The following is a 13,596-nucleotide window of genomic DNA, read 5'->3' on the forward strand; positions in this document are numbered from 1 at the left end:
TGACACGTGACACTTCCGCCATCTACCGTGGTGTCGCGTGTCACTGACACGTGACACCAGCGGTCACTGTGACCGGTCCCATTCATGACGAAGGAGTCAGCCATGGCGAAGGATTCGACCCGGACCTCGGCGGAACAGCAACGCGCCGCCGTAGCCGTGAGCGCAGAGGAATCGGTGACGGCATCGCTGGCCGCCGTCGCGGTCGGCGAGACGATCGGAGACCCGAGCGGTCAGAAACTGAAGGTCCGCGAACGGCTCGCGTACGGCGTCGGAGACATCGGCGGCAACCTGATCTTCGCGCCGATCTCCGCGTTCCTGCTCTTCTACTTCACCGACACCGTCGGCATCGGCGCTGCGATCGCCGGAACCCTCCTGCTCTTCGGCCGCGTGCTCGACGGCACCATGGACCTCATCCTCGGCACGTTCATCGACCGCACCTCCACCCGCTGGGGGAAGGCGCGCCCCTGGATCCTGTTCTCGACCCCGGTCGTGGTCATCTCGTTCATCCTGCTCTTCAACGTGCCCGCGGGGCTCGGCGCCGGGGCCAAGGAGTTCTACGCCTTCGCCATGTACTTCCTGTGCCTCGGCGTCGGCTTCGTCGGGTCGAACCTGGCGTACCACACGCTGCTCTCGGTCATCACGAGCAACTCGAAGATGCGCGTCTCCCTCACCGTCATCCGCACGTTCTTCGCCCTGGTCACCACGCTGGTCGTGAACTTCGTCACGATCCCGGTCGTCACCGCGAACGGCGGAGGCCAGGCCGGCTGGACGATGATCTCGGTGGTCTACGGCATCATCGCCGCCGTCACGTTCCTCATCGTGTTCTTCGGCACGAAGGAGCGCGTGAAGTCGACGATCAAGCAGGACGACGGGGTCAAGCTCCCGCTCGGCAAGTCCCTCCGCATCCTCGTCGGCAACCCGTACTTCTTCCTCGCGTTCGGGTTCTTCCTGCTCAACTACCTGCTCACGGGCACGGCCGGCGTGGGCATCTACTTCGCCAAGGACGTGCTCGGAGACCCGAACATCTACAGCTTCCTCGGCCTCGTTCAGCTCCTCCCCCTGATCATCGGTCTCTGGTTCATGCCCGCGCTCATCGCCCGCTTCGGCAAGCGCAAGCTCATCCTGGTCGGCGTCATCGTCACGGTCATCGGCATCCTCATCTCGCTCATCGACCCGAGCAACATCACCCTCGTGATCGCCGGCGGACTCGTCCGCTCCATCGGCGGCATCCCCGCCGCGGCCGGACTCTTCGCGCTCGTCGCCGACGTGGTCGACTACGGCGAGTGGAAGAGCGGCTACCGACTCGACGGCATGACGTATGCCGCCGCGACCGCGGGCCAGAACTTCGGTGCCGGCCTCGGCGTCGCCCTCGTCGGCTGGCTGCTGGCCGCGGGCAACTACGACGGCCAGGCGGCCTCGCAGCCGGCGAGCGCGGTCAGCATGGAGATCTTCCTCTACCTGTGGCTTCCGCTCATCGTCGCCGTGCTCATGGGCATCATCATCTGGTTCCTGAACATCGACAGGCACCTCTCCCAGATCCAGCGCGACCTCGCCGCCCGACGGGCCGCGGTGGATTCCGCCTCGAACTCCTGAGCGCTGCCATGAGCACGCACGGCGCCGAGGTGAACTGGGCGGTCATCGGCACCGGCTTCATCTCCCGGTCCATGTCGGACGACCTCCGCCTCACCCCGGGAGCACGCCGCCATGCGGTGTGCTCCCGGGATCCGGAACGGGCCCGCAGGTTCGCGGCGGACCAGGGGTTCGCCGTCGCCCACGGGAGCGTGTCCGCCCTGCTCGACGACCCGACGGTCGATGCGGTCTACATCGCCACCCCGCATGCCACCCATGCGGCGATCGCGATCGCCGTTCTCGAGTCCGGCAAGCACGTCCTCATCGAGAAGCCGATGGCCGTGAACGCCGACCAGGGCCGGCAGATCGCGAGCGCCGCAGCGGCGAGCGGATGCTTCGCGATGGAGGCGATGTGGATGCGGTTCAACCCCGCGTACCGCGACCTGGTCGCGGCGGCGCGGGCCGGGGCGATCGGCGAGGTCCGGAGCGTGCGCGCCTCGTTCGGGCTGCCGTTCGCTCCGGCCGACTCCCCCCGCTGGACCGCTGAGCGCGCCAGCAGCACGCTGCTCGACCAGGGGATCTATCCGATCACCCTCGCCCTCGATGTGCTCGGACGGCCCTCGCGGATCCACGCGACCGGTCGCCTCCGGGACGACGGTGTCGACCTCACCGCCCACACCACCTTCGAGTACGACGACGGACGATTCGCGCAGCTGAGCGCGTCGATGGTCGAGTACATCGAGCCGACGGCATCCGTCAGCGGCACCGACGGGTGGATGACGGCCCCCGCACCATTCTGGGCCGCGGATGAGTTCACGACCCACGCGGGTCCGATCTCCCGCGCCCTGAGCGAGCCGCATCGCACGCAGCACGAACGCCGAGGCAACGGGTACGTCCCGATGCTCGAGGCGGTCACGCTCGCGATCGCCGAGCACCGGACCGAGCACCCCACCCACCCCCTCGCGGACAGCATCGCCACCCTCGAGGTGCTCGACGCCGTCCGCGATTCCCTGAGCAGCCCCACCGCACGACCGAAGGAGACACGATGAAGCGCACGGCATTCAACGATGGCTGGCAGTTCCGACCGAAGCAGAACCCGTTCGCCGAGCTGGGCGGCGTCAGCACGCCGTACACCGACGTCACCCTCCCGCACGACGCGCTGATTCACGAGCAGCGCGATCCCGACGGGGAGGGCGCCGTTGCCTACTTCCCCGCCGGCGCCTATCAGTACCGCACGACGTTCACCCCCGCGGCCGACCTCGCCGGGCAGCGGATCGTCCTCGAGTTCGAGGGCGTCTACCGCGACGCGACCGTGCACATCAACGGCGCCTTCGCGGGGCAGCGTCCGTACGGCTACTCCGGGTTCACGATCGACGCCGACCGGTTCCTGCGCTCCGGCGAAGAGAATCTCATCGAGGTCGAATCACGGCACGGCGGAGACTCCCGCTGGTACACCGGAGCGGGTATCTACCGCGACGTCTGGCTCCACGTCGGACCGGCCGTCCACATCCCGGTCGACGGGGTGCGGGTCAGCGCGTCCGACATCGAACCGGATGGCGCCGTCGTGGAAGTCGACGTGGTCGTGGCGAGCACGAGCAACCGTCGCGAGACGATCGACGTCGCCGTCACCCTCACCGACCCGGCAGGGACCACTGTCGCACGGGGAACCGTCCCGGTGACCGTCGAGGCGAACGGACGGTCCCGCAGCCGGCAGCGCCTCTACGTGCGCGCACCGCAGCTGTGGAGCGCCGAGAGTCCCGCCCTGTACTCCGCCGCCGTGGAACTGGTCGTCGACGGCGCGGGCATCGACGATGCCTCGGCGGCCTTCGGCATCCGAAAGCTCCAGGTCGACCCCGCGCACGGACTGCGCGTCAACGGCGAGGTCGTGAAGCTCCGCGGGGCCTGCGTTCACCACGACAACGGGATCCTCGGGGCGGCGACGTTCGCGGATGCCGAGGAGCGCCGCGTGCGACTACTGAAGGAGGCCGGCTTCAACGCGATCCGCTCCTCGCACAACCCGATGAGCGTCGCCATGATCGAGGCGTGTGACCGGCTGGGTGTCTACGTGATGGACGAGACCTTCGACATGTGGACCTCGAACAAGATGCCGCACGACTACTCGCTCCACTTCACCGAATGGTGGGAGCGCGACGTCGAGTCGATGGTGACGAAGGACTTCAATCACCCGTCCGTGATCATGTACTCCATCGGCAACGAGATCCCCGAGACCGGGTCGCCGGCCGGCGGGCTGACGGGTCGCGCACTCGCCGAGAAGGTGCGCGAGCTCGACCCGACGCGGTACGTCACCAACGCGGTCAACGGGATGCTCGCGGTGATGGACGACATCAAGAAGCTCGCCGCCCAGCACGGACAGGCCGACGGCGACGCCGCGGGGATCAACACCCTCATGGCCGGGCCAGGCGAGTTCATGAACCAGATCGGCACCTCCCCGATGGTCACAGAGAAGACGGCCGAGTCCTTCGGCGTGCTCGACATCGCCGGCATGAACTATCTCGACGGCCGGTACGTCATGGACAAGGAGCTGTTCCCGAACCGCGTGATCGTCGGCACCGAGACGTTCCCCACGCGCATCGACCACAACTGGGCGCTCGTCACCGAGAACGCGCACGTCATCGGCGACTTCACCTGGACCGGCTTCGACTACCTGGGCGAGGTGGGAATCGGACGCGCCCATCACCTCGCCGAAGGAGAGACCCCCAGTCTCAGCGGCCCGTATCCCTGGATCGCCGCCTGGTGCGGCGACCTGGATCTGATCGGCTCCCGGCGGCCCGCCTCGTTCTATCGGGAGATCGTCTTCGGGCTCCGCACGAGCCCCTACATCGCCGTGTCGCGCCCCGGCAACGAGGACAAAACCTTCTATGCGGGGCCCTGGACCTGGAGCGACAGCATCGGCAGCTGGACCTGGGCGGGCCACGAGGGCACACCGCTCGCGGTGGAGGTATACAGCGACGCGGAGGAGGTCGAGCTCGCCCTCGACGGCGAGGTGATCGGCACGGCCGCCGCGGGCGCCGAGAACCGCTACAGAGCCGAGTTCACCGTCGTCTACCGCCCGGGCGAGCTGACCGCCACGGCGATTCGACAGGGCGTGCGCGCCGAAGCGTTCTCCCTGTCCAGCGCCGGCGACGCCACCCATCTCGTCACGCGAGTGGAGAACGGCCCGTCGGGAGAGCTGGCCTTCATCGAGATCGCGGTCACCGACGCGGACGGTCGGGTCGACACCGGCGCGGACCGGCTCATCGACGTGCGCGTGGACGGCGACGGCGTGCTCGCGGCCGTGGGCAGCGGGGATCCCGCTCCGACGGACACCTACGACGGACCTACGCACCAGACGTTCGACGGGCTGGCCCTGGCCGTCGTCCGCCGCACGGGCCCCGGCGTGGTGACGGTGACGGTCTCTGCCGACGACGGAATCGCCCCGGCGACCGTGGTGCTCGAAGCGGATCCTCTCGGAGCCGCAGCCACCGTTTCGTGAGACCGGGTCAGATCTCGGCGAGCGAAGGAAACTGACGACTGGCGGAAGGTCTCCGCGGTCGGCGATACTGCCCCAACCTGGGCATGTCAAAACTATACCGAAAGTGGTATAGTTTTGACATGCCGCAGACAACCTACCGCGATGTCGTGCATGAGATCGCCGCCGACAACTACGGGTATGTGACCACCCGCGATGCGGAGGACGCTGGTGTCCCCAAGATCGAGTTGGTGAAGCTCGCCACGCGCAACAGGTTCACGCACATCGCTTACGGGTTGTACCGCGACGAGACAATCCCGCGCACCCCTCTCGATGAGTACGCGGAGGCGACGTTGCGGGCGGGAGAGGGTGCCTTTCTGCGAGGCGAGTCAGTGCTGGCCCTTCTCGGCCTTGCAGACGTGAACCCCCGCACCATCACAGTCGCCACCCCCAAGCGCACCCGACGCAGGATGCCCGCGCACATCGCACTCACTCCCGCTCCTGAGGGCGCGAAGCCGACGATGTACGAGGGCATTGCGGCGCAGCCCGCGGCGGAGGCCCTTCTCGAATGTCAGGGGCGCGTACAGGCCGGACGACTCCTCGACGCTGCTACCCGGGCACGCGCAGAGGGATACCTTACGACTGCAGAGATGGCTCGAGTACGCGAGGCGCTGACCGCATGACATACGACACGCCTCCCAAGAACCTCAGCTCGCTCCGCCAGCGGCTCACGAACATCGAAGGCGATGAAGAGTCCGTGAACCGGCGCACCGTCGGGATGGCGCTGGTAGTGGTGGGGCAGATGCTCCCCGCAGGCGCCATCAAGGGTGGCAGTGCCATGGCGCTCCGCTATGGCACTGCCACCCGGTTCACGAAAGACCTCGATGCCGCGCGTGCGGGCACGATGGCGGATTTCACCGGCGAACTCGAGGAGCGATTGCGCGACGGGTGGGCGGGGTTCACCGGGCGGCTTGTAGAACGCACCGCACCCAAGCCGGTCGGCGTCCCGCCGGCGTACATCATGCAACCTTTCGACGTGAAGCTCGACTACCTCGGCAAGCCGTGGTGCACGGTCAGGTTCGAGCTGGGGCACAACGAGATCGGCGACGCAGACGAGCCGGAGACTGCGCTTGCGGATGACCTTGCGGACCTGTTCGAGTCTGTCGGGCTTCCCCGCCCGGAGCCGGTCAGCGTGATGCGTAGCGACCATCAGATCGCGCAGAAGCTCCACGCGGCTACCGGTGCCGACAGTGAGCGGGCACATGACCTCATCGACCTGCAGCTGCTCGAGCGCGAAGAGGACCTCGACTTGGACCTCGTGCGCGAGACCTGCACACGCCTGTTCACCTACCGCGCCGGGCACGAGTGGCCACCCTTGGTGGTCGTGAACGACGATTGGGACGCCCTGTACGACGCGTCCGCTGCCGGACTGGAAGTCCTCCCAGATGTTGTAGCTGCCGCAGAGTGGGCCAACGACTTCATCCGGCGCATCGACGCGGGGACAACCCCTGCTCATCTCCCAAGTCAAGACGCGTCTGAGTAGAGCTGCTGCGGCCCGACGTCGGTGCCGGTCGCGTCAGACGCGCTCGCGGACTGGGGCCGGCACGGCATCCGCCGGCCCCGCCTCCACGACGACGACCTCGGCCTCGCGCCGGAAGATGATCTTGAAGATCGGGAAGAACACGGCGCACGATATGAGTGCGTTGATGAGCATCGTGACCACGTCGGCGACCGTCTCGCCCGCCGCGCCCATCCCCCACGTCACCATCAGCAGCTCGTAGATCGGCGTCTTGTAGAGGGTCTGCAGAGCCGCGGCGCCGATGGTGAGCACGACGTAGGCCACGGTGTACCAGGCGGCCGCCCGCCACACGTTGGTGTTGGACTTGAACGTGACGTTGCGCTGCAGGAAGAAGTTGATCACGGTCGCGATCAGCAGCGTGATCTGCACGGCGAGGAAGTACGCGAGTCCGCCCCCGCCCTCGGGCAGCGCGCCGGCCGTGTAGTCGAAGACGAAGCCGGCGCCCACCGGTACGGCCTGGAAATCGACGTCGACGAGCGAGGTGCCGCTGAACATCAGCTTGAACACCGGCATGATCACGAGCTGCAACACGGTGAGCGCCACGTTGAGCGCACTGAACACGAGGAGCTCGGCGAGCGTCGGCTTCGCCTCGGCGAAGGCCGCCCAGGCGGCGGACAGCGGGTTACGGGTTCTGAGGGCGTCGCTCACGCCATTCAGTACACCAATCGGATGCCGCGCCCCGGTCGCCGCGGACACGATCGGTCGGTTCCGGCGCATGAACGGTAGCCGTGCGGGCGGGGCAGCCCGTCAGACGGCGTCGCCCTCGCCGTCATCCGCGCCGTCGGTGCCGCCATGCGCGGGGAACAGGACCCGCAGCGAGAACCACCGGTCGTCGGCCGTGATGGCGACCGCACCGCCGTATGCCGCCGCGGCGGTCTCGATGTTGCGCAGCCCGTAGCCGTGGCCCTTGCCGCGCTGGCGGGTCACGATGCGATCCCCGTCGCGCAGGACCACCCCGTCGAAGGTGTTCTCGATGCGCACCATCGCGAAGTCGTCCTGGGCGAAGACCGCGAACCGGATCACCCGCAGATCCTCCGCGGACACCCGCGCGGCACCCTCGATGGCGTTGTCGAGCGCGTTGCCGACGAGTGAGGTGAGCTCCAGCGGGCGCATGAACGACAGCAGTGCACCGTCGGCCACCACCGACACCTCGATCCCCCGCTCACCGGCGCGGGCGAGCTTCGCCGTCACGATCGCGTCGAGCACGTGGTTCCCGGTGCGCACCACGGCGCCGTAGCGGCGGATCGACTCCTCGAGGCCGTCGAGCATCCGGGCCCGGGTCGTGGCGTCCTGCTCCGACCGGATCGCGTCGAGGTGGTGCTTCATGTCGTGGTGCTTGCGGTTCACTTCGTCGATCGACCGTCGGGTGATCTCGTACTGGTCGTGCTGGCTGCGCAGCAGCTGCGCCATCGCCTCGGCATCCCGCCGCGCGGCGGACTCTCGATGGATGCGCAGCTGGACGTGCAGGGCGATGAAGCCACTGAGGTCGACCAGGGTGCGGATGTAGAGGATCTCGGTGCCGAAGCGGCCGCTGAAAGGCGTGTCGGTCGTCACGAAGCTGAGGTTGGAGATCGCGAACGTCGCGACCGCGATCGCCATCGCCCCGACCAGTTGCGTGCCCCCGACGTCGAAGCGCTCCGCCCGACTGAACTGGCGGCGCTCCGCATAACCGACGACCCCGAGACCTGCGGCATACACGAGCGCCGCGCCCGACAGCTGGGCGAGCGGATCGCCGAGACCGCCGTAGAACCGGTCGAGCTGCCAGAAGGCGGAGGCCACGAGCTCCGCAAGCACGAAGGTGCGCGCGAGCACGAAGCCCGCGCCGCGCGCCGAGGTGTCCAGCCCGAGGTACACGAAGCCGAACATGGTCGCCGCGGCGAGCAGCATCCCCGGGATCCACCACGCGATCGGCAGCGTGCCCGCCCACAGCTGCACCGCCAGCAGCATCCCCAGCGCGAGGACGCAGAGCCCGATCGTCGCCAGCCACCCGAACCGTCGTCGGGCCACGAAGATGTAGACGAGGCAGGCGCCCCATTCCGCGATCGCCGTGAGGTACCGCGGAATCTCGGCGAGGACCGGCCCCTCGACCCCGTTCACGCCGAGATTCCGCGCGAACCGACGTACTCGGCGAGGGCGGCGTAGAACTCCCGTTTCCGAGGTCGGCTGATGGGGAGGCTGCCGCCCCCGCGGATGCGGCAGTCGTTGCCGTCGATGCCGGTCACGTGTCGCAGGTTCACGAGCAGGCCGCTGTGGCAGCGCAGGAACCCCTTGTCGGCCAGCTGCGCCTCCATCGCCTTCAACGTCGTCGCGATGCTGAACGTGCCGTCGAGCGTGTACAGCTCGACGCGGTGACGGATCGATTCGATGTAGCGGATGTCGTCCACGGCGACGCGGTGGTGCACACCATCGGTCGCGGTGAAGAGCAGCTCCCGACGCGAACGCCGCTGCAGTCGCGTGAGGATCCGCGACATCTCCTGCTCGAACGACGCATAGGCCACCGGCTTGAGGAGATAGCTGAGGGCGTCGACCTCGTACCCGCCCACCGCATAGTGCGGCGAGCTCGTGATGAAGACGATGATGACCTCGGAGTCGACCTCGCGGATGCGGCGCGCTGCCGCCATGCCGTCGACCCTGGGCATCTGCACGTCGAGGAACAGCACGTCCCAGTCGGGACGGTACTCGGCGAGGACGTCAGCCCCGTCGTGGAAGGCGGCGATATGGAACCGCTCGCCCCGGTCGCGCTGGAAGCGGTCCAGATGCGAGAGCAGTCGCTCGATGGCGGCACCGTCGTCCTCGACGATTCCGATGCGGATCATTCCGCCTCCGTTCTCCGATCAGCTGAAGCCGACGACTCGCCGTGCCACATGATAGGCGAGGTTCGTCGCCCGTCGTCCGGCCTGCCCCGGCAGATTGCTGGTCGCCCCCAGCAGGCTCCGGCGCATGCGCGTGTACAGCCACGGGTTCTCCGCCCTGACCTCATGCCAGAACAGATCCCGCTGCTGCAGGTGCGCGGCCGTGCCACCGCGTGCGAGGGTCGCGCTGGTCACCGCGCAGACGCCCTCGAGGTGATGGAGCATCGCCCGATGCAGCTGCCGCGGCACCCCGCCAGCGGCGAGGTCGGCGTGGGACGGGAGGGTGGCGAGAGCGAGCCGGTTCACGCGCAGCTGCTGGTCGACGCGGCGCACCATCACCTCGGGCGCGACGGACTGCCCCTCGCGCCCGATGAAGTAGCGGTACAGCGGCACCGGCAGGTAGCTCATGCGCCGGAGCCGGGCGAACGGCTGCAGCACGAAGAGGTTGTCGACGTAGAAGGTGTGCTCGGGCAGGGCGAGCCCGACCTCGCGCAGCAGCTGCGTGCGGTACACGATGGCGTGCATCATCAGCACCTGGCGTCGACCGAAACGCTCGGTGTCGGACCACTCGAACACGCGCCCCTCGGGGAAGACCGAGTCGAAGCGCGCCGCCTTCGGAGACTTGCCCACGCGCTCGTGGACGAAGTCCGTGAAGACGGCGTCGACCTCGGTCCCCGTCTCGCGCAGCACGTCGAGGTGAGCGACGAGCAGACGCAGCGACCGGATGTCGAGCCAGTCGTCGGCGTCGAGCACCTTGAAGTAGTCGCCGCGGGCGGAGGCCAGCCCGGTGTTGATGGCCCCGCCGTGGCCACGGTTCTCCTGGCTCACCACGCGGATGCTCTCGGGACTGCGTGCCGCCCAGGCCTCGGCGACCTCGCGCGTGCCGTCGGTGGAGCCGTCGTCCACGACGATGACCTCGATGCCGCGCACCGCCCCCAGTCCGTCGAGCGCGCGCCCGAGATAGGCCGCCGCGTTGTAGGCAGGGACGATCACGGACAGCAGCGGCACACGGTCTATTCTCGCGGATGGAACCATCACTTCACGGCACCGTCCGCCGTCGCCTCGGCGGCCGCGACCTCGGCCTGGTCCTCGACCGGCACCTGACGGAAGATCACCCGGAAGATCGGGTAGAAGACCCAGAAGCTGATCGCCGAGTTGATGATCATCGTGAGCACGTCGGCGACGACCGATCCGGTGGAGCCCCAGCCGAGCGTGACCATGAAGAAGTCGTAGATCGGCGCCTTGTAGAACCCCTGTGCGGCGGCCGCGACGAAGGTGATGACGATGTACGCGAGCGTGTACCAGCCGGCTGCGACCCACACCGAGGTGTTCGACTTGAACGTGATGTTGCGCTGCAGGAAGAAGTTGATCACCTGGGCGATGAGCAGGGTGATCTGCACGGCGAGGAAGTAGGCGAGCCCGCCGCCTCCGCCGGGCAGGGCACCCGCCGCGTAGTCGAACATGTAGTACTGGCTGCCGTCGACGTTGGAACCGACGGGCAGGGCCTGGAACCCGACGTCCGTGAGCCCGGTGAAGGTCGCGAAGCCCCAGCGGAAGATCGGCATCAGCGCGAGCTGCAGGACGGTGACGCCGTTGGAGAGCACGAGGAACATCAGGAACTTCGACAGCTCAGGGCGGCCGTCCTGAAAACCGGTCCACCAGTTCTTGATCGCGGTGAACATCAGATACTCCTCTTCATGGCTGCGGCGTCGAACGCCTTCTTCGTGGCCTTCTCGTCGCGGCGTCCGCCCAAGTAGGCCGCGATCACACGCCCCAACCCTCGGATCGTCTGCCCGTTCACCAGCGTGAGGACGGCGGCGGTGAGACGGCGCGTCGCCAGTCCCCCGCTCATCTTCGAGATGACCCGGAACGGCCCGTTCAGCAGGAACAGGATGTTCAGGTCGGGTTTGCCCGCCGCCTCCGCCTTGCGGCGACGGCTGTCGAGGAGGCGGAAGCCGGCGCGGGCCAGCGGGCTCTTCGCCGTCGCGAGTCGGTCCATCGGGTCGTTCTCGGCGAGCGGTCCGCTGCCCCAGGCGGCATCCGGGAGCGCGCGGCCGAGCATCGCGGCGAACGTGCTGTCATCGACGCGCGCCGTCGGCAGCGCAGCCGGAAGGTCGACCGACGCGGAGATGGTCGCGCCTTCGCGCGTGATCGTCGCGCGCACCGGGAGGTCGCGCACGTGGGAGCCCACGGCCACCTCGTACTCGCCCGCCTCGACCTGCCACGCGTTCGCGGCGGCATCGAAGTAGCGGAAGGTGCGGGGTCCGAAGGGGATGCGGAGGCGCCGCGACTCCCCGGCCGCGAGACGCACCTTCGCGTAGCCCTTGAGCTCGCGCACGGGCCGGGTCACCCCGGAGGCGCCGAGTCGCGACACGTAGAGCTGGGCGACGTCGCTGCCGTCGCGGTCGCCGGTGTTGGTGACCGTGACCTCGACGCCCTCGGCATCCGCCACCAGCTCGGAGTACGAGAAGGTGGTGTATCCCAGGCCGAAGCCGAACGGGAAGGCCACGGAGACCTCGGCGGTCTCGTAGTAGCGGTAGCCGACGAACGGCCCCTCGCGGTACTCGGCCGTGCGCCCCGCACTCGGGAACGCCCCGGCGGTCGGGGTGTCGGCGAGGCGGAGCGGCATCGTCTCGGCGAGGCGTCCGCCCGGTTCCACGGCGCCGGTGAGCACGTCGGCGATGGCCTCGGCGCCCGCCTGTCCGCCGAGGTAGGCGTGCAGCAGCGCGGCCGCATCTTCGGCCCACGGCGTCTCCACGACACCACCGGCGCTGAGCACCACGACCGTGCGCGGGTTCGCCGCCCGCACCTCGCGGAGGAGGCGCACCTGCTCGGCCGGCAGCTGCAGGGTGGAGCGGTCGAGCCCCTCGGACTCGGCGATCTCGGGCAGGCCGAGCGCGAGGACCACGACCTCGGCGCGGCAGGCGAGCGCGACGGCCTCGCGGTGGAGCTCGTCGTCGCGGATGCCGTCGCGGCGGAAGCCCTCGGCGACGCCCTCCAGCTTCAGCGTCGATGCGCCGACCGCGTCGACGAGTGTGGGGACCCGCGTCGCGTTGACGAGCGAGGAGCCGGCGCCCTGGTAGCGGGGCACCGTCGCGAAGGCGCCGATCAACCCGACCGACGTGCCAGACGCGAGGGGCAGCAATGCGTCATCGTTGCGCAGCAGGACGGCCGACTCGGCCGCGGCCCGGCGGGCGAGTGCGTGGTGGGCGTCGAGGTCGACCGAGGCGCGCGGGTGCGCGGTGACCCGGCGCACGAGGTCGATGACCTCGGCTGCGCGGGCATCCACATCGGCCTCCGACAGCTCGCCGGACTCGACGGCCGCGACGATCTGCCGCACCGAGTCGAACCCGGGCGACGGCATCTCGACCGTGCCGCCGGCCGCGGCAGCCGCCACCGCATCGTTGCTGCCGCCCCAGTCGGAGACGACCGCACCGGAGAAGCCCCACTCCTGCCGGAGGATGTCGATCAGCAGGTGCGCGTTCTCGTGCGCGTACGCCCCGTTGACCAGGTTGTACGACGACATGATGCCCCACGGGGAGGCCTCGCGCACGACGATCTCGAACGCGGTCAGATAGATCTCGCGCAGCGTGCGCTCGTCGATGACGGAGTCGCTGACCATGCGGCGCAGCTCCTGGCTGTTCACCGCGAAGTGCTTGGGCGTGGCCGCCACCCCCTCGGACTGGATGCCGCGGACGTAGGCCGCCGCGAGGCGACCCGACAGCTCGGGATCCTCGGAGAAGTACTCGAAGCTGCGACCGCCGAGGGGGCTGCGCTTGATGTTGAGCCCGGGGCCGAGCAGCACTCCGACGCCCTGCGACGAGGCCTCGCGCCCCAGAGCCGTGCCGATCTCCTCGGCCAGCGCGTCGTCCCAGCTGCCGGCCACGGTCGCGGCGGTGGGGAAGCAGGTCGCGGGTTCGGAGCCGTTGATGCCGAGGTGGTCGGCCGAACCGACCTGCCGGCGCACGCCGTGGGGGCCGTCGGCCATCCAGACCGCGGGGATGCCGGCGCGTTCGATGGCACGCGTCTGCCAGGTGTTCGCCCCGCTGAGCAGCGCGGCCTTCTCGAGAAGGCTCAGGCTCGCGACGAGTGCGGTGGTTTCTTTCACGATGGGTCTTTCTGTGTCG

11 protein-coding genes are annotated in these 13,596 nt (G+C 68.8%); 5 read left to right on the top strand and 6 right to left on the bottom strand.

From position 1 onward, the window contains the following. Positions 1 to 102: 102 nt before the first annotated feature. The 5 genes from ACIOTO_RS05570 to ACIOTO_RS05590 all read left to right on the top strand — a co-directional run bounded on the left by ACIOTO_RS05570 (position 103) and on the right by ACIOTO_RS05590 (position 6,581). Positions 103 to 1,593 carry an MFS transporter gene (locus ACIOTO_RS05570; protein ID WP_400856961.1) on the top strand — a complete coding sequence of 497 codons (1,491 nt, stop codon included), beginning with the start codon at positions 103 to 105 and terminating at the stop codon, positions 1,591 to 1,593. Positions 1,594 to 1,601: 8 nt separating this feature from the next. Next, on the top strand, positions 1,602 to 2,618 hold the full coding sequence (locus tag ACIOTO_RS05575) for a Gfo/Idh/MocA family protein (RefSeq protein WP_400856962.1): 1,017 nt from the start codon (positions 1,602 to 1,604) through the stop codon (positions 2,616 to 2,618). Further along, on the top strand, positions 2,615 to 5,062 hold the full coding sequence (locus ACIOTO_RS05580; protein ID WP_400856963.1) for a glycoside hydrolase family 2 TIM barrel-domain containing protein: 2,448 nt from the start codon (positions 2,615 to 2,617) through the stop codon (positions 5,060 to 5,062). The genes ACIOTO_RS05575 and ACIOTO_RS05580 overlap by 4 nt, the downstream gene beginning before the upstream one ends. A gap of 119 nt (positions 5,063 to 5,181) precedes the next feature. Beyond that, a complete protein-coding gene (locus ACIOTO_RS05585) occupies positions 5,182 to 5,721 on the top strand; it encodes a hypothetical protein (RefSeq protein WP_400856964.1) in 540 nt (179 codons plus the stop codon). Between the two features lie 74 nt (positions 5,722 to 5,795). Beyond that, positions 5,796 to 6,581, top strand: a complete 786-nt coding sequence (locus tag ACIOTO_RS05590) for a nucleotidyl transferase AbiEii/AbiGii toxin family protein (RefSeq protein WP_400856965.1) — start codon at positions 5,796 to 5,798, stop codon at positions 6,579 to 6,581. Positions 6,582 to 6,614: 33 nt separating this feature from the next. Here the strand turns inward: ACIOTO_RS05590 and ACIOTO_RS05595 are convergent, their stop codons facing one another. The 6 genes from ACIOTO_RS05595 to ACIOTO_RS05620 all read right to left on the bottom strand — a co-directional run bounded on the left by ACIOTO_RS05595 (position 6,615) and on the right by ACIOTO_RS05620 (position 13,577). Further along, the gene (locus ACIOTO_RS05595) at positions 6,615 to 7,265 is read right to left on the bottom strand and encodes a hypothetical protein (RefSeq protein ID WP_400856966.1); all 651 of its coding nucleotides are present in this window, start codon (positions 7,263 to 7,265) and stop codon (positions 6,615 to 6,617) included. Between the two features lie 99 nt (positions 7,266 to 7,364). Next, positions 7,365 to 8,714, bottom strand: a complete 1,350-nt coding sequence (locus tag ACIOTO_RS05600; protein ID WP_400856967.1) for a GHKL domain-containing protein — start codon at positions 8,712 to 8,714, stop codon at positions 7,365 to 7,367. Continuing rightward, positions 8,711 to 9,433, bottom strand: a complete 723-nt coding sequence (locus tag ACIOTO_RS05605; protein ID WP_400856968.1) for a LytR/AlgR family response regulator transcription factor — start codon at positions 9,431 to 9,433, stop codon at positions 8,711 to 8,713. The genes ACIOTO_RS05600 and ACIOTO_RS05605 overlap by 4 nt, the downstream gene beginning before the upstream one ends. A gap of 18 nt (positions 9,434 to 9,451) precedes the next feature. Beyond that, complete coding sequence (locus ACIOTO_RS05610; RefSeq protein WP_400856969.1) at positions 9,452 to 10,477, bottom strand: glycosyltransferase family 2 protein; 1,026 nt, start codon at positions 10,475 to 10,477, stop codon at positions 9,452 to 9,454. A gap of 26 nt (positions 10,478 to 10,503) precedes the next feature. Further along, on the bottom strand, positions 10,504 to 11,151 hold the full coding sequence (locus ACIOTO_RS05615) for a hypothetical protein (protein WP_029273808.1): 648 nt from the start codon (positions 11,149 to 11,151) through the stop codon (positions 10,504 to 10,506). Continuing rightward, positions 11,151 to 13,577: a glycoside hydrolase family 3 C-terminal domain-containing protein gene (locus ACIOTO_RS05620; protein ID WP_400856970.1), complete on the bottom strand. Its 2,427-nt coding sequence runs from the start codon at positions 13,575 to 13,577 to the stop codon at positions 11,151 to 11,153. Before ACIOTO_RS05620 ends, ACIOTO_RS05615 begins: the two co-directional genes overlap by 1 nt. Positions 13,578 to 13,596: the final 19 nt, after the last annotated feature.

The sequence above is a fragment of the Microbacterium sp. NPDC087592 genome (assembly GCF_044743585.1).
GTDB lineage: Bacteria > Actinomycetota > Actinomycetes > Actinomycetales > Microbacteriaceae > Microbacterium.

Excerpts from the sequence above, each read along its gene's own strand:
- ACIOTO_RS05570 (WP_400856961.1), top strand. The coding sequence starts at position 103 with ATGGCGAAGGATTCGACCCGGACCTCGGCGGAACAGCAACGCGCCGCC.
- ACIOTO_RS05575 (WP_400856962.1), top strand. The coding sequence starts at position 1,602 with ATGAGCACGCACGGCGCCGAGGTGAACTGGGCGGTCATCGGCACCGGC.
- ACIOTO_RS05580 (WP_400856963.1), top strand. The coding sequence starts at position 2,615 with ATGAAGCGCACGGCATTCAACGATGGCTGGCAGTTCCGACCGAAGCAG.
- ACIOTO_RS05585 (WP_400856964.1), top strand. The coding sequence starts at position 5,182 with ATGCCGCAGACAACCTACCGCGATGTCGTGCATGAGATCGCCGCCGAC.
- ACIOTO_RS05605 (WP_400856968.1), bottom strand. The coding sequence starts at position 9,433 with ATGATCCGCATCGGAATCGTCGAGGACGACGGTGCCGCCATCGAGCGA.
- ACIOTO_RS05615 (WP_029273808.1), bottom strand. The coding sequence starts at position 11,151 with ATGTTCACCGCGATCAAGAACTGGTGGACCGGTTTTCAGGACGGCCGC.